The sequence below is a fragment of the Yonghaparkia sp. Soil809 genome, assembly GCF_001429705.1.
Lineage (GTDB): Bacteria > Actinomycetota > Actinomycetes > Actinomycetales > Microbacteriaceae > Microcella.
This window is the reverse complement of sequence record NZ_LMSV01000001.1, coordinates 394,358-409,642: the sequence shown is the minus strand read 5'-3', so window position 1 is coordinate 409,642 and position 15,285 is coordinate 394,358. Positions and strand designations below refer to the sequence as shown.

Below are 15,285 nucleotides of genomic sequence, written 5' to 3'. Positions count from 1 at the left end.
TCCGCCCCCACACTGCTCACCCCCCTCAGTCAGAGAGACTCGCCATGCCCTTCTCCCTTCGCGACCACTGGGTCTGGGACTTCTGGTTCGCCGACGACGGCGAGCGGTTCCACCTGTACTACCTGCACGCGCCGTGCTCGCTCGGCGACCCGCACCTGCGGCACCGCAACGCGCGGCTCGGCCACGCGATCTCGACCGACCTGCGCGAGTGGGAGGACCTCGGGCCGTGCCTGCTGCCGAGCGGCGGCGACGCCGTCGACGCCGACGCGACCTGGACGGGCAGCATCGTGCGCGACCCCGCGGGCGGCTGGCGCATGCACTACACGGGCTCGCGGTTCCTGCGCCCCGACTCCCACGCGAACATCGAGACGGTCGCCGTCGCGACCTCGACCGATCTGCACACCTGGGTCAAGCATCCCGAGCTCTCGCTCTCGGCCGACCCCGCGCTCTACGAGACGCTCGGGCACTCGGTCTGGCCGGAGGAGGCGTGGCGCGACCCGTGGGTCATGCCCGCGCCGGGCGGCGCGACCGGCTGGTGGATGCTCGTGACGGCGCGATCGCGCGACGGCGCCGATGAGCTCGATCGCGGCGTCGTCGGGCTCGCGGTCTCGGACGACCTCGTGACCTGGCGCGCCGCTCCCGCGCTCTCGGCGCCGGGCGCCGGGTTCAAGCACCTCGAGGTGCCGCAGATCATCGACATCGACGGCCACGACGTGCTGCTGTTCTCGTGCGACACCCCCGCGCTCGCCGGAGCGCGCGAGGCGCGCGGCGAGACGGGCGGCGTGTGGGCGGTCGAGGTGCCGCGCGAGGGCGGGCCGTACGCGCCGGAGGGCGCGCGGCTGATCCTCGACGAGTCGACGTACGCGGCGCGGGCGGTGCGGGATCGCTCCGGCCGCTGGCAGCTGCTGGGCTTCCGCAACCTCGACGAGTCCGGAGCGTTCGTCGGCGGCATCACGGATCCGATGCCGCTGAGCTGGTCCGCCGAGTCGGGGCTCGTCGTCGGCGCGGTCGCGGAGGTCGGCCGATGAGCGCGCTCATCGCCGGCGCCGTCGAGCCCGGCTTCGAGCCCGTGGCCGACGCCTTCGTCCGCGCGTTCGACGGCCATGAGCGCATGGGCGCGGCGCTGAGCATCCGCGTCGGGGGCCGCGCGGTCATCGATCTGCACGGCGGCGTCCGGGATGTCCGGACCGCCGAGCCCTGGACCCCCGAGACCGCGAGCGTCATTTTCTCGTGCACGAAGGGTCTCGCCGCGCTGCTCGCCGCTCGGCTGGTGCAGGAGGGGCGCCTCGACTACGACGCCCCGGTCGCGCACTACTGGCCCGAGTTCGCCGCCGCCGGCAAGGAGGGCGTGCTCGTGCGGCACGTGCTCGCGCACCGGTCGGGGCTCAGCGCGCCCGACGTCGATCTCTCGACCGAGGACATCCTCGACTGGTCGACGGTGACGAGCGCGCTCGCCGCGCAGCGACCGCTGTGGGAGCCGGGGGAGGCCTACGCGTACCACGCGATCACGCAGGGCTGGCTCGTCGGCGAGGTCGTCCGGCGCATCGTCGGCACGAGCGTGGGCGACTACTTCCGTGACGCCGTCACGGCCCCGCTCGGCGTCGACGCCTGGATCGGCCTGCCGCCCGAGCAGGAGCACCGCGTCGCCCACCTCACGGTCGGCCCGACCCTGCGCGGGCTCGTCGACCGGCAGACCGCCGAGCGCGACCCGTCGCAGATCGACTGGCTCGACCGCGCCATGACCCTCGGCGCCGCGCTGCCGGCGACGCTCGTCGAGGACACCGAGGGCTTCAACGACCCGCGGCTGCACGCCGCGCAGATTCCGGCCGCGGGCGGCATCGCGACCGCGAGCGCGCTCGCCACGATCTGGTCGGCGACCGTCGTCGACGAGGGCGGGATGCGCCTGCTCGACGACGCGACGCTCGATCGCGCTCTCGAGGTGCAGACCAGCGGCGCCCCGCACTTCGCCGCGCCGCCCCCGTGGCCGCGCTGGGGCATGGGCTTCCAGCTCGACTCGGAGGCCCGTCGCTACCTCACCGGCGCGAGCTTCGGCCACGACGGAGCGGGCGGGCAGGTGAGCTTCGCCGACCCCGTGCACGGCGTCGGCTTCGCCTTCCTCACGAACGTCATGGAGGCCGAGGATCCGCGGGCGACGCGCATCATCGACGCGCTGCGGGCGTGCCTGTCCTGAGGGCGCTCCCGTGTCGCGCCGTGCTCGCCGCGTAGGCTCGGGGGCGTCCCCGGCGTCGCACGGGGGCGCGCCCCGGTAGCCCAACCGGCAGAGGCAGCCGACTTAAAATCGGCCCAGTCTGGGTTCGAACCCCAGCCGGGGCACGCAGCGGGGTCTCGTCGTGCGCGTCGCGCCGCCCGCCCGGCGGCCGCTCACGCGAGCGCGGGCTCGACCCACTGCACCCACAGCGTCGTGCCGACGAGCACCGCGCCGATTCCGGCAGCGGCGAGCCCGAGACCGACGAGCGGGAAGCTCGCACCGGAGGCGAGGACGGCCCCGGTCACCGTCGCGACGGCGAGCGACGCGAGCGCCCACGTCGTGCGCGAGATCTGGAACACCGCACGGCCGGGGAACGCGCCGACGGGCAGCAGCATGAGCAGGAGCGACCCGAGCCCGCCGAGCGCGACCGTCGCGGCCGTCTCGGCCGCGAAGCTCACCCAGAACCCGGTGCTGGGCGTCAGCGCATCGTGCACCGCCCACCCGACGAGCGCGAGCACCGCGACGGCCACGAGCTGCGCGACGGCGAGGCCCACGCGCACCCGGAACCGCGCGGCCCCGACGACGCTCGCGGCGACGAGCACGCCGATGAGGATGGCCGGCCGCAGCTCGGCCACGCGCGAGAGCAGAGCGGCCGCGATCGCCGCGACGAGGATGCCCGGCAGCAGTCGCGTGACGACCGGGACCCGCGAGACCCGCCGGACGGCGGCCGCCGGCATCAGCACCCCGGCCGTCGCGAGCACGAGGAGCCCGAGCCCGATCGCGGCGGTGAGGCGCAGGTAGCGCACCTCGAGGTCGAGACCGCCGCCGACCGCGGCGACGACGGCGGCCCCGGCGAAGACGCCGATCGCGGTGATCGCGGGGGAGAGGACGGGGTCGTCCTCGCTCAGCAGCGTCCCCCGGTTGCGTCCCGTGAGTCGGGGCATCGCGAGGCGGATGCGCGGCGCGGCCCGCGTCGCGAACCAGCGCAGCGGCAGCGCGATGAGCGCGAGGTATCCGAGCGCGATGAGCGGCGCGATCGCGAGCCGCTCGCGCTCGAGGATCTGCGCGACGGTCGGCAGCGTGCCGCCGAAGCCGGTCGGGGTGCCCCAGTTCGACGCGGGCTCGTCGCTGGACGCGCCGGGCGTCGCGGGCTCGGCCGGGGGAGCGGCCGCGTCGCCGTCGCCCTCGCCGGGCGGCCCGCCGCCGGCCCCGGGGTCGCCGCCGGATCCGGACCCGCCCCCCTCGCCGCCGGGCGCGGGCGCCGCGGTCGGCCCTCCGGGCTCGGCGGGGTCGCTCGGCGAAGCGGGAGCCTCGCCGGGTGGCACCTCGCCGGGGCCCTCGCCCGGCCCGGCACCCGGCTCCTCGCCCGGGAGCGCCCACTCGACCCGCACGCCCGTGCTCGCCGAGCTGAAGTTGCCGGCCGGGTCGCGCTGCAGCGCCCGGAGCTCGCGCACCCCGGGCGCGGGGAGGCGCGCCTCGCACGCCCAGAGCTCGCCGGGGTCGACGGTCGTCGCGCACACCATCTCCCCGTCGACGTAGAGCTGGAGCGTCGCGCCGGGCTCACCGGCGCCCTCGGCGCGGACGATCGCGGTGGCCGTCCGCGTTCCCGTCCGCGGGACGTCGATGGTCGGAGCCGCCGGCACATCGCGGTCGACCGTCGCGACGGTCGCCGCCGACCAGCCGGACGGCTCCGGCCCGATCTCGGCGAGCGACTGCCGGGCGCTCGTGCGGTACTGCCCGCTCGGCACCGTCACGATGCACGACCAGTATCCGTCCGGCAGCGCGGCCGGGCAGTCGTGCACGATCGAGCCCCGCGGCCCGATCGTGCGTACCTCGATCGCCGCCCCGGACGCCGCCGTGCCGGTGAAGCGCCCGGCCGTGAGCAGCGTCCCGCCGCCCCCGTCGATGCGCGGAGGGCCGAGCACCCGCACCGGCAGGGGCCCGAACTCCTCCGTCGTGCCGTCGTCGAGCGTCTCGACGCCCGCGAGCTCGATGACGCCGTCGGGCAGATCGACGCCCTCGCAGCGCCAGACGGTCGAGGCGTCGGCGACGATGCAGACGACGGGGCCGCCGACGACGGCGACGCGCACGCCGCTGCCGGCATCCTTCGTGCCCGCGACGGTCACGCGATCGCTGCCCACGAATCCGCCCGACGGCTCCGCGAAGGATGCCGCCGCGGCGGCCGGCGACGCCGGCAGCGCGATCGAGGCGAGGGCCGCGATCGCGGCGAGGGCGATGACGAGGGCGCGGGTCGCACCGCGGCGCCGCGCGGGGCGGTGCGGGTGCGCGCGCATGCCGCCTCCTCGGGCCGATGGTGCTCGGTCGTCGTGCGGGGGAGGTGCTGCCCTCCCGCCGCTCGACATTCTTCCAGGTGCGTGCTGAGCGATCGTCGCGATCCGGGCGGATCCATAGCCGGGGTCGAGCGGGCCACCTGTCGGCGGGTCGGCGGCGGCCCTAAGCTGTGCCGCATGGAAATCCTCATCCTCGTCGGAGTGGTCGTCCTGCTCGCGGTCATCGTGGGCATCTACCTCTGGGCGACGTACAACTCGCTCGTCACGCTGAACGTCCGCGTCGACGAGGCATGGAGCGACATCACGGTGCAGCTCAAGCGCCGCGCCGACCTCCTGCCGAACCTCATCGAGGCCGTCAAGGGCTACGCGGCCCACGAGAAGCAGGTGTTCGAGAGCGTCACGCGCGCCCGGGCCGAGACGCTCAGCGCGCAGGGCCCCGCCGATGCCGCCGTCGCCGAGGGGCACATGCAGCAGGCGCTCAAGAGCATCTTCGCCGTCGCCGAGGCCTACCCGCAGCTGCAGGCGAGCCAGAACTTCCTCCAGCTCCAGGGCGAGCTCGTCGACACGGAGGACAAGGTGCAGGCCGCCCGCCGCTTCTACAACGGCGGCGTGCGCGAGCTCAACGTCAAGATCAAGCAGTTCCCGCACACCCTGTTCGCGCGCCGCCTGGGCTTCCACGAACGCGACTTCTTCGAGGTCTCCGACGCCGCGGCGATCGCCGAGCCGCCCCGCGTCCAGTTCTGACCCCGCCCCGAGCATCCTGACCCCGATCCCGCCCGAGGAGGGCTGACGTGTATCGCGCGATCGCCGCGAACAAGCGCAACACCATCGTCATCATGCTCGTGTTCCTGGTGCTCATCGGGCTGCTCGGCCTCGTCGCCGACTACCTCTACGGGGGCGGCTACAGCATCTTCATCGGCACCCTCATCGGCGCCGCGGCCTACACCGCCTTCCAGTACTTCGCCGCGGGCAGGCAGGCGCTCTCCATGGCGGGCGCACGGCCGATCGAGAAGGCCGATAACCCGCGGCTGTACCGCATCGTCGAGAACCTCGCCATCACCGAGGGGATGCCGATGCCGAAGGTCTACCTCGTGGAGGACCCGGCGCCGAACGCGTTCGCGACCGGGCGCGACCCCGAGCACGCGAGCGTCGCCGCCACCACCGGGCTCCTCGAGATCATGACCGACCGCGAGCTCACGGGCGTCATGGCGCACGAGCTCGGGCATGTGAAGAACTACGACATCCGCGTCTCGACGATCGTGTTCGGCCTCACCGTCGCCGTCGGCCTCATCGCCGACATCCTCGCCCGCATGGCCTTCTTCGGCGGCAACCGCAACAGCAACGGCGGCAACCCGATCGTGCTCGTCTTCGGCCTCGTCGCGATGCTCGTCGCCCCGCTCGTCGCGGCGATGATCCAGGCGGCGGTCTCCCGGCAGCGCGAGTACCTCGCCGACGCGACCGGGGCGCTCACGACGCGCGACCCCGAGGGTCTCGCGAGCGCGCTGCAGAAGCTCGGCGACTACGCCCGCCCGATGCGCCGGCAGAACTCGNCCCGCCGATCCCCGACCGGGTCAAGCGCCTGCTGGAGAACTCGGCGCGCTTCTAGCGGAGGCGCTGGCTCCGCCGCCGGCTCCCGCCCGCGCTCGCGAGTGAGCCCGTTCGTCGCATCTGAGCCCGAATTTTCGGGCGCATTCGCGACGAATGGGCTCAGGTGCGCGAGTGCGGTGGTTCTGCGGCGGCCGCGGCCTCAGCCGCGGTCGAGGGCCGCGCGCACGGCGGCCGCCGCGTCGCCGCGGTCGGCGACCACGACATCCCCCAGCCCCTGCCACGCGGCGGCCGCCCGCAGGGCCGGCGCGACGCGCTCGGCCATCGCCCCCGCGTCGGCGCCCTCCTCGGCCCACGCCGACTGGACGCGCAGCACGCCCGCCGCGCGGTCGCTCTTGAGGTCGATGCGGCCCGGGAGCGCGTCGTCGACGAGCACGGGCAGCGAGTAGTAGCCGTACACGCGCTTCGGAGCGGGCGTGTAGATCTCGATGCGGTAGTGGAAGCCGAAGATCCGCAGCGCGCGGTCGCGGTTCCAGACCACGGGATCGAAGGGCGACAGCAGCGCCGTCGCGTCGATGCGACGGGGGATGCGCGTGCCCGGCACCCGGAACGCCGGCAGCGACCTGCCGCCCCGCTCCCACCCCTCGACCGCGACCTTCTCGACGTCGCCGGCCTCCACGAGCTCGCGGAGCGCGGCCTGCGTCGGAGCGATCTTCAGCCGGTGGTAGTCGGCGATGTCGCCGACGGTGCCGACGCCGAGGGCGCGCACGCCGCGCAGCACGAGCTCGCGCACCGCATCGGCCTTCGGCACGGCGACCTCGTGCAGCTCGGCGAGGCCGACGTGCTCGGGCAGGGCGTAGACGCGCGAGAAGCCGCGGCGACCGCCGCTCACGACGTCGCCGAAGGCGAAGAGGTACTCGAGCCCGTTCTTGACGTCCGACCAGCCCCACCAGGGCCCGCGCCGCCCGGTGGCGTCGTGCTCGACCTCGGCGACCGTCAGCGGGCCCTTGTCGGCGAGCTCGGCGCGCAGCCACGCCATGAGCGCGGCGTTCTCGCCGACCCACGGCACCTTCCGCGTGAAGCGCTCGCGCAGCTCGCCGCGCTTCCAGTGCCAGAGCGGCCAGTCCTCCCGACGGATGACCGCCGCCTCGTGCGCCCAGTACTCGGTGTAGCGGCCGCCGTGGGCGAACAGCAGCCGGTCGAGGACGGCGCGGTCATAGGCGCCGAGCCGCGCGAGGAGGGGCAGGTAGTGCGAGCGCGCGAACACCGACACCGAGTCCAGCTGCAGCACCTGCAGGCGGTCGACTGCGGCCGTCAGCTGCCGCGACCCGACGGCGGCGGGATGCGCGCGGTCGAAGCCCTGCGCGGCGAGCGTGAGGCGGCGCGCGGCGGCGGCGGAGAGGTGGTCCACGCCGCCACGGTAGCGGCTCGCTCCGACAGCGACGCGGCGCCCGGCCCAGTCGTGAAGCACGCTCGTCCACCGATGGTTGGTTCGGCGTTCACCCGCCGGGGGCCGCCCGGTCACGGCGCCTTCGTACGGTTCGACCAGTCGCGGTTCCCCGTGCTCGTCAGCCCTCGAGCCGCCGCGACGCACCCACGGAGGAAACACAGTGATCCGTTCTCGCACTCTCGCCGGCGCCGCCCTGCTCGCCGCGACCGCGATCAGCCTGTCGGCGTGCGCCGCCGACGCCGAGCCCGTCTCCGACGTCGACGCCGCCGGCGCGACGAGCCTGGCCGACTTCGGCTCGTTCGAGGCCCTCGAGGCCGCAGCGAAGGCCGAGGGGCAGCTCAACGTCATCGCCCTGCCGCGCGACTGGGCCAACTACGGCGAGATCCTCGACCTCTTCGCCGAGCGCTACCCCGAGATCACGATCACCGAGGCCTCGCCCGACGCCTCGAGCGCCGAGGAGATCCAGGCCGCCGAGAACCTCAAGGGTCAGGACACCGCGCCCGACGTCTTCGACCTCGGCCTCGCGGTCGCGCTCAGCAGCACCGACTACTTCGCCCCCTACACGGTGCAGCGGTGGGATGAGATCCCCGCCGAGCTCAAGCACCCCGACGACCTCTTCGTCGGCGACTACGGCGGGTACATGGCCGTCGGCTACGACCCCGACGCGGTGCCCGCGCCGGAGTCGCTCGACGACCTGCTCGGCGAGGAGTACCGCGGCAAGGTCGCCATCAACGGCGACCCCACGCAGGCCGGCGCGGCGTTCGCGGCGGTCGGCATGGCCACTGTGCAGAACGGCGGCGACCTCGACGACTTCCAGGCCGGCATCGACTTCTTCGCCGAGCTCGACGAGGTCGGCAACTTCGTGAAGATCGACCCCACGCCCGCCACGGTCGCCTCGGGCGAGACGCCCGTCGTCTTCGACTGGGACTACCTCAACAGCGGCTACGCCTCCGAGCTCGAGGGTCAGCGCAACTGGGAGGTCGTGGTCTTCGACGGGGTCGGCTACGCCGGCTACTACAACCAGGCCATCAACATCGACGCGCCGAACCCCGCCGCGGCGCGCCTCTGGATGGAGTTCCTCTACTCGGCCGAGGTGCAGAACCTGTGGCTGAAGGGCGGCGCCCGCCCCGTGCTGGAGGCCGCGATGGTCGAGGCCGGCGAGATCGACGAGGCGCTGTACGCGGCGCTCCCCGAGGCTCCCGCCGAGACCGTCGTGCCGACGGCCGAGCAGAGCGAGGCCGCGGCCGCGCTCCTCGGCGAGAAGTGGGCGACGGCTGTCCAGTAGCGCGCCCGTCGCGATCGCGACCGACCCCCGGGGCGACGCGCTCCGGGGGTCGGCCCGCGCGACCGGCACCGCCCGCCTCGGCCGCTCCGGCCACCCCCCGCGCGCCGGCGGCGCCCGACGACTCCGCTCGGCGCTCGCCCACCCCGGGTGGGGCGTGGCGCCCTTCGCCCTCTACGTCCTGCTCTTCCTCGCCCTCCCGACCGGCATCGCCCTCGGCACCGGCTTCCTCGACGGCGACGGCGCACTCACCCTCGACAATCTCGCCGCCCTCGGCGACCCCTTCGTCGTGAGCGGCCTGCTGACCTCGGTGCAGCTCTCCGCGGTCACGGCGGTCGTCGGCGCGGTCCTCGGCGCGCTCGTCTGCTACGCGCTGCTCGGGCTCCGCCCGGAGGGGCCTGTGCGCTCGGTCATCGACGCGGCCAGCGGCGTGCTCGCCCAGTTCGGCGGCGTCATGCTCGCCTTCGCCTTCGTCGCGACCATCGGCATCCAGGGAGTCATCACGGTTCTGCTGCGCGACCGCCTCGGCATCGACATCTTCGCCGACGGCGTCTGGCTCTACGAGGCCCCGGGGCTCGTGCTGCCCTACATCTACTTCCAGGTGCCCCTCATGGTCATCATCTTCATGCCGGCCCTCGAGGCGCTCAAGCCGCAGTGGGCGGAGGCGAGCGCCACCCTCGGCGGCACGACGGCGACGTTCTGGTGGCGCATCGGACTGCCCGTGCTCGCCCCCTCGTTCCTCGGCTCGCTCCTGCTCCTTTTCGCCAACGCCTTCTCGTCGTACGCCACGGCGGCCGCGCTCACGAGCCAGGGGCAGGCGATCCTGCCGCTGCAGATCCGCGCCGCGCTCACGAGCGAGACGCTGCTCGGGCGCGAGAACCTCGCCGGAGCCCTCGCGCTCGCGATGATCCTCGTCATGGCGGTCGTCATGCTGCTGGACGGCCTGCTGCAGCGCCGCGCCTCCCGGTGGCAGCGATGAGCGGGATGCCCGGCGCGGGCATCCCCGTCCCCTCCCGCCGCGCCCGCTGGACCATCCTGGGTCTCGTCGGCGCCGTGTTCGCGATCCCGCTCGTGGCGATGCTCGAGTTCACCCTCCGCCGCGGGCTCGAGGGCGGGTACGACCTCTCCCGCTGGGCCGCCGTACTCACGGGGAGCCTCGGGCCCGAGTACCGCGTCCTCGGAACCGCGATCGGCAACTCGCTCGTGCTCGCGGCGGCCACGGTCGCGATCGTGCTCGTGCTGCTCGTGCCGACGATGATCGTGGTGCACCTGCGGCTCCCGCGCCTGCGCCCGGTGCTCGAGTTCGTCTGCCTGCTGCCGATCAGCATCCCCGCGATCGTGCTCGTGGTCGGGCTCGCCCCCGTCTACGGGGTCATCGCGCGCGCGGCAGGCAGCGGCGTGTGGAGCCTCGCGTTCGCCTACGGGATCCTCGTGCTGCCCTTCGCCTACCGCGCCGTGCAGTCGAACCTCGACGCGGTCGACGTCGCGACCCTCACCGAGGCGGCGCGCTCCCTCGGGGCGAGCTGGCCCGTCGTGATCGCGCGCGTGCTGCTGCCGAACCTCCGCCCCGGGCTCCTCGCGGGCGCCTTCATCACCGTCGCGGTCGTGCTCGGCGAGTTCACGATCGCCTCCCTCCTCAACCGCCAGAACCTGCAGACGGCGCTCGTCATCGTGCAGAAGGACGACCCCTTCATCGCCGTCATCGTCGCGCTCCTCGCCCTGTTCCTCGCCCTCGCCCTGCTGCTCGTCATCGGGCGGCTCGGGCGCATCCGCTCCGGAAGGACCCCATGACCTCCGTCACCGCCGCTCGCGTCTCGGCCCCCGTCTCGCTCCGCGGAGTCGTCAAGCGATTCCTCGGGCTGACCGCGCTCGACGGGGTCTCCCTCGACCTCGCGCCGGGCGAGCTCGTCGCCCTCCTCGGGCCGTCCGGCTGCGGCAAGACGACTGCCCTGCGCGTCCTGGCCGGGCTCGAGGCGGCCGACGAGGGCAGCATCCTCATCGACGGCGACGACGTCGACGGCACGCCCACGAACAGGCGCGACATCGGGATGGTCTTCCAGTCGTACTCGCTGTTCCCGCACCTCACCGCGATCGAGAACGTCGAGTTCGGCCTGCGCATGCGCACGGTGGCCGCGCTCGACCGGCGGCGTCGCGCGGCCGAGGCGCTCGAGCTCGTCGGGCTCGACCACCATGCCGCCCGCTACGCCCACCAGCTCTCCGGCGGCCAGCAGCAGCGCGTCGCCCTCGCGCGCGCCCTCGTCACGCGACCGCGCGTGCTCCTGCTCGACGAGCCGCTCAGCGCGCTCGACGCGAAGGTGCGCGTGCAGCTGCGCGACGAGATCCGCCGCATCCAGACCGAGCTCGGCATCACGACCCTCTTCGTCACCCACGACCAGGAGGAGGCGCTCGCCGTCGCCGATCGCGTCGCCGTCATGCGCGCCGGCCGCATCGAGCAGATCGGCAGCCCGGAGGAGCTCTACGCGCGCCCGGCGAGCGCCTTCGTCGCCGACTTCGTCGGCCTGTCGAATCGGATGCCCGGCTGCGTCGTCGACGACGTCGTCCTCGTCGCGGGCCAGCCGCTCCCCCTCCTCGACCCCGGCTCGGCGAGCGGCGACGTCCACGCCCTCGTCCGTCCGGAGGACGTCGAGCTCGTGGGCCAGCACGAGCCGGGATCGCACGCCGGGCGCGTCATCACCACCTCGTTCCTCGGCGCGTTCCGCCGCACGCGCGTGGAGCTCGACGGGGGAGCCGAGCTCCTCGTCCAGCACCCCGCCGGCGCGGTCGCGCACCCCGGCGATCGCGTGCACGTGAGGCTGTCGGGCCGGCCGGTCGCGGTCGCACCGCGCTGAGGACCCCGCGCTCGTAGACTGGGGCGATGTTCCGACGCCTGCGCACGCCCGTCGAGTCCACGACGCTCCGCCCGGACGACGTGCCCCGCGGCATGCGCATCGCCGGCGCCTACTCGTGGCGGCTCCTCGCGGTCGCGGGAGTCGTGGCCGTGGTCATCTTCCTCGTCATGCAGCTGCGACTGCTCGTCATCCCGGTCTTCGTCGGCGTGCTCCTCGCGGCCCTGCTCGGCCCGTTCGTCGGCTGGCTCCGACGCCGGCGCGTGCCGAACGGGCTCGCGGCGACCATCGGCCTGCTCACCCTGCTCGGCGTGATCACCGGTCTGATCTGGCTCGTCGTGAGCCAGGTCCGGTCGGGGATGGCCGACCTGCAGGAGCGCTCTGCCGAGCGCTTCGACGAGCTGCTCTCCTTCGTCGCCACGACCTTCGGTCTGTCGCAGACCGAGATCCAGGCCTCCATCGACGAGTTCTTCGGTCAGTTCGAGCTCACGGACGACTGGTTCGTCGACGGCGCGCTCTCGATCGGGGCGACCACCGCCGACATCCTCACGGGGGCGGTGCTCGCGCTCTTCGCCCTCCTGTTCTTCCTCCTCGACGGCCGCCGCATCTGGCTCTTCGTCGTCGGGCTCTTCCCGCGCAGCGCGCGCGAGGCCGTCGACGGCGCCGCGAGCGCCGGATGGCGCACCGTCACCGAGTTCGCCAAGGTCCAGATCTTCGTCGCCTTCGTCGACGCGCTCGGCATCGGGCTCGTCGCTCTGGCCCTGCAGCTGCCGCTCGTGCTGCCCATCGCGGTCGCCGTCTTCCTCGGCAGCTTCGTGCCGATCGTCGGCGCCGTCGTGACGGGCAGCCTCGCGGTCGTGGTCGCGCTGGTCTACGCCGGGCCCGTGCCGGCGCTCATCATGCTCGCCGGCGTCCTGCTCGTGCAGCAGATCGAGGGCAATGTTCTGCAGCCGCTCGTCATGGGCTCGGCGATCAAGGTCCACCCGCTCGCGGTCGTGCTGGCCGTCGCGGCGGGCGGCTTCCTCGCGGGCATCCCGGGCACGCTCTTCGCGGTGCCCATCGTGGCGTTCCTCAACGTGTTCGTCCGGTACATTGCGACGGGGGCGTGGCGTGCCGACCCGGCCGCGCTCGCACCCGGCCCGCTCACCCCGGGGGCCTCGCCACCACCTCTCGCAGACAAGAGACCCCGATGACCGACATCGCCGCCGCCGCGCCCGCGGCCGGTGCTGCGCCTGCCGCTGACGCTGCGCCTGCGGCCGGCGCGCTTCCGCGGTACCCCGGCCCGTCGCTCGCCGAGGTCGAGGAGGCTCGGCGCGTCGTGAGCGCGGTCGCCGAGGTCACCCCGATGGAGACCTCGCGCTACCTCAGCGAGATCCTCGGCGCCCCCGTCCTGCTCAAGGCCGAGAACCTCCAGCGCACCGGCTCGTACAAGATCCGCGGCGCCTACTACCGGATGTCGCGGCTCACCGCCGACGAGAGGTCCCACGGCGTGGTCGCCGCGAGCGCCGGCAACCACGCGCAGGGCGTCGCGTTCGCCGCGCGTGAGCTGGGCATCCGCGCCACGATCTTCATGCCCGTCGGTGTCGCCCTGCCCAAGCTGCAGGCGACCCGCCACTACGGCGCCGACGTCGTGCTGCGCGGCCACACCTTTGACGAGTCGCGGCGCGCCGCGCAGGAGCACGCCACCGCGACGGGCGCCGTGTTCATCCCGCCCTTCGACCACCCCGACGTCATCGCGGGGCAGGGGGCGCTGGCCCTGGACATCCTCGACCAGGTGCCGGACATGGAGACCATCGTCGTGCCCATCGGCGGGGGCGGGCTCATCGCCGGCGTCGCGACCGTGCTCAAGCAGCGGGCGTCGGCCGAGGGGCGGAGCATCCGCGTCATCGGCGTGCAGGCCGCGAACGCCGCCGCCTACCCCGCGAGCCTCGCGGCGGGAGAGCCGACCGCCATCACCATGACACCGACCATCGCCGACGGCATCGCGGTCGCCAAGCCGGGGAAGCTCAACTTCGCGATCGTCCGCGAGACCGTCGATGAGGTCGTCACGGTCGACGACGACGACATCGCCCGCGCGATGCTCGTGCTGCTCGAGCGGGCCAAGCTCGTCGTCGAGCCCGCCGGAGCCGTCGGCGTGGCCGCCGTGATCACCGGTCGCCTGCGCGCGACGGGGAAGACGGTCGTCGTGCTGTCGGGCGGCAACATCGACCCGCTCATCATGGAGCGCGTCATCAGCCACGGCCTCGCCGCGAGCGAGCGCTACCTGAAGCTGCGCATCCCGCTGCCCGATCGCCCGGGTCAGCTCGCGCGCACGAGCGAGATCGTCGCCTCGCAGAACGCCAACGTCGTCGAGGTGCTGCACACCCGGCACGGCTCGGGCCTGCAGATCAGCCAGGTCGAGCTCGAGCTGCACATCGAGACCCGCGGCCCCGAGCACGCCGAGCAGGTGCTCGCCGCGCTGCGTGACGCCGGGTACGAACCGCGCCGCACGCTCTGAGGCGTCGCGGCCCCGCAGACGCCGACGGCGCCCGCCCCGAGGGAGCGAGCGCCGGCGACTCGTGATCAGGGGCGGTAGGTCTGCACGTCGAGGATCTCGACGTCGATCTCCTTGCCGCTGGGTGCGGTGTAGGTCGTGAACTCGCCGATCGTGAGCCCGAGGATCGCCGCGCCGAGGGGGCTCTGCTCGCTGTAGACGTCGAGATCGCTGCCGTCGGCGAGGATCTCGCGGCTGCCGAGGAGGAACTTCTCCTCGTCGCCCATCACCTTCGCGGTCACGACGGTGCCGGGCTCGACGACGTCGGTCGCCTCGGGCACCTCGCCGACCGTCGCGGTGCGCAGCAGCTCGGTGAGCTGGCGGATGCGCGCCTCGATCTTCCCCTGCTCGTCTTTCGCGGCGTGGTAGCCGCCGTTCTCCTTCAGGTCACCCTCGTCGCGCGCGGCCTCGATGCGCTTGGCGATGTCGGAGCGCCCCGTCGTCGACAGGTACTCGAGCTCGGAGCTGAGACGGTCGTGGGCCTCCTGCGTGAGCCACTTGGTGGAGCTGCCGGTGTCGCTCATGGGAGTGCCCTTCGGTCGGTCGTTCGTGTCAACGCACGAGAACCGGCCACATGGGCCGGTTCCGCGGATCGATTCCGTGGATTCTACGGAAGCCAGCAGCGATACGGCAAACCCGTCACCGCGGGCTCCGCGGTCCGCAGAGACTCCTCGAAGACGCGCGTGCGCCGCTCCGACGCCCCGAGGTCGATGACCCGCCAGCCCACGATGCCGAAGCTGCCGTTGAGGGCCTGGATCGCGCACGACACCTCCGTGCCTGGCTCGGTCGTCACCTCCCAGCGGACGGAGATCGACGTGTCGGTCGCGTCGCTGTAGCCGAGCTCGCGCACCTCCAGGGTCGCGTTCGTGCCCGAGAGGCCGCCCCACACGACCCACGCGGCGAAGACCACGACGAACGCCGCGGCGGTCGCAATGACGATGGTCCGCGTCCGGCGGCGCTCGCCGGGCGTGCGGCCGTACCGGGCATCGAGCCGCGCCTGCGCCGTCATCGGCCGGCCGTGTGCGGCCGCGGCGGAACCGGCGCTCGTGCCACCGGTGCTCCTGCGGTCGGAGGTCGCGTCGTCGGGCATCGCGCGGAGGGCATCCTGTCTGCTCACGGAATCGGACGG

13 protein-coding genes, 1 tRNA gene and 1 pseudogene are annotated in these 15,285 nt (G+C 73.6%); 11 read left to right on the top strand and 4 right to left on the bottom strand.

Going from position 1 to position 15,285, the window contains the following annotated elements:
• Positions 1-44 precede the first annotated feature (44 nt).
• The 3 genes from ASG83_RS01990 (at position 45) to ASG83_RS01980 (ending at position 2,334) form a co-directional block, all read left to right on the top strand.
• Positions 45-1,028 carry a glycosyl hydrolase family 32 gene (locus ASG83_RS01990; protein ID WP_055856528.1) on the top strand — a complete coding sequence of 328 codons (984 nt, stop codon included), beginning with the start codon at positions 45-47 and terminating at the stop codon, positions 1,026-1,028.
• Positions 1,025-2,191 (top strand): serine hydrolase, encoded by a 1,167-nt coding sequence (locus ASG83_RS01985; RefSeq protein WP_055856525.1) that lies wholly within the window; start codon positions 1,025-1,027, stop codon positions 2,189-2,191. Before ASG83_RS01990 ends, ASG83_RS01985 begins: the two co-directional genes overlap by 4 nt.
• Positions 2,192-2,260: 69 nt before the next feature.
• A tRNA-Leu gene (locus tag ASG83_RS01980) sits at positions 2,261-2,334 on the top strand.
• Positions 2,335-2,382: 48 nt separating this feature from the next.
• Here ASG83_RS01980 and ASG83_RS01975 read toward each other — a convergent pair.
• A complete protein-coding gene (locus ASG83_RS01975; RefSeq protein ID WP_055856522.1) occupies positions 2,383-4,503 on the bottom strand; it encodes a hypothetical protein in 2,121 nt (706 codons plus the stop codon).
• Between the two features lie 174 nt (positions 4,504-4,677).
• Between ASG83_RS01975 and ASG83_RS01970 the strand changes: the two genes are divergently transcribed.
• Entirely contained in the window at positions 4,678-5,244 is a 567-nt protein-coding gene (locus ASG83_RS01970; RefSeq protein ID WP_055856519.1) for a LemA family protein, read from the top strand.
• A 47-nt stretch (positions 5,245-5,291) separates the two neighbouring features.
• Positions 5,292-6,050, top strand: a pseudogene (locus tag ASG83_RS01965) (M48 family metallopeptidase); the annotation flags it as partial.
• A 197-nt stretch (positions 6,051-6,247) separates the two neighbouring features.
• On the opposite strand, the gene ASG83_RS01960 reads toward ASG83_RS01965, so the two are convergent.
• Positions 6,248-7,456, bottom strand: a complete 1,209-nt coding sequence (locus ASG83_RS01960; RefSeq protein WP_055856516.1) for a winged helix-turn-helix domain-containing protein — start codon at positions 7,454-7,456, stop codon at positions 6,248-6,250.
• Positions 7,457-7,655: 199 nt separating this feature from the next.
• On the opposite strand from ASG83_RS01960, the gene ASG83_RS01955 reads away from it, so the two are divergent.
• From ASG83_RS01955 to ilvA, 6 genes are all read left to right on the top strand, one after another.
• Positions 7,656-8,780: an ABC transporter substrate-binding protein gene (locus tag ASG83_RS01955; RefSeq protein WP_055856512.1), complete on the top strand. Its 1,125-nt coding sequence runs from the start codon at positions 7,656-7,658 to the stop codon at positions 8,778-8,780.
• 154 nt (positions 8,781-8,934) lie between these two features.
• The gene (locus ASG83_RS01950) at positions 8,935-9,756 is read left to right on the top strand and encodes an ABC transporter permease subunit (RefSeq protein WP_055856509.1); all 822 of its coding nucleotides are present in this window, start codon (positions 8,935-8,937) and stop codon (positions 9,754-9,756) included.
• Positions 9,753-10,568, top strand: coding sequence for an ABC transporter permease (locus ASG83_RS01945; protein WP_055859050.1), 816 nt, complete (start codon positions 9,753-9,755; stop codon positions 10,566-10,568). Before ASG83_RS01950 ends, ASG83_RS01945 begins: the two co-directional genes overlap by 4 nt.
• Complete coding sequence (locus tag ASG83_RS01940) at positions 10,565-11,626, top strand: ABC transporter ATP-binding protein (protein WP_055856505.1); 1,062 nt, start codon at positions 10,565-10,567, stop codon at positions 11,624-11,626. The genes ASG83_RS01945 and ASG83_RS01940 overlap by 4 nt, the downstream gene beginning before the upstream one ends.
• A gap of 26 nt (positions 11,627-11,652) precedes the next feature.
• Positions 11,653-12,816, top strand: a complete 1,164-nt coding sequence (locus ASG83_RS01935; RefSeq protein ID WP_235451390.1) for an AI-2E family transporter — start codon at positions 11,653-11,655, stop codon at positions 12,814-12,816.
• On the top strand, positions 12,813-14,120 hold the full coding sequence (gene ilvA, locus ASG83_RS01930; RefSeq protein ID WP_055856503.1) for a threonine ammonia-lyase: 1,308 nt from the start codon (positions 12,813-12,815) through the stop codon (positions 14,118-14,120). Before ASG83_RS01935 ends, ilvA begins: the two co-directional genes overlap by 4 nt.
• A 65-nt stretch (positions 14,121-14,185) precedes the next feature.
• Here the strand turns inward: ilvA and greA are convergent, their stop codons facing one another.
• Together greA and ASG83_RS01920 are read right to left on the bottom strand one after the other, a co-directional pair.
• Complete coding sequence (gene greA / locus ASG83_RS01925; RefSeq protein ID WP_055856500.1) at positions 14,186-14,680, bottom strand: transcription elongation factor GreA; 495 nt, start codon at positions 14,678-14,680, stop codon at positions 14,186-14,188.
• Positions 14,681-14,763: 83 nt separating this feature from the next.
• On the bottom strand, positions 14,764-15,273 hold the full coding sequence (locus ASG83_RS01920; protein WP_156376737.1) for a DUF4307 domain-containing protein: 510 nt from the start codon (positions 15,271-15,273) through the stop codon (positions 14,764-14,766).
• Positions 15,274-15,285: the final 12 nt, after the last annotated feature.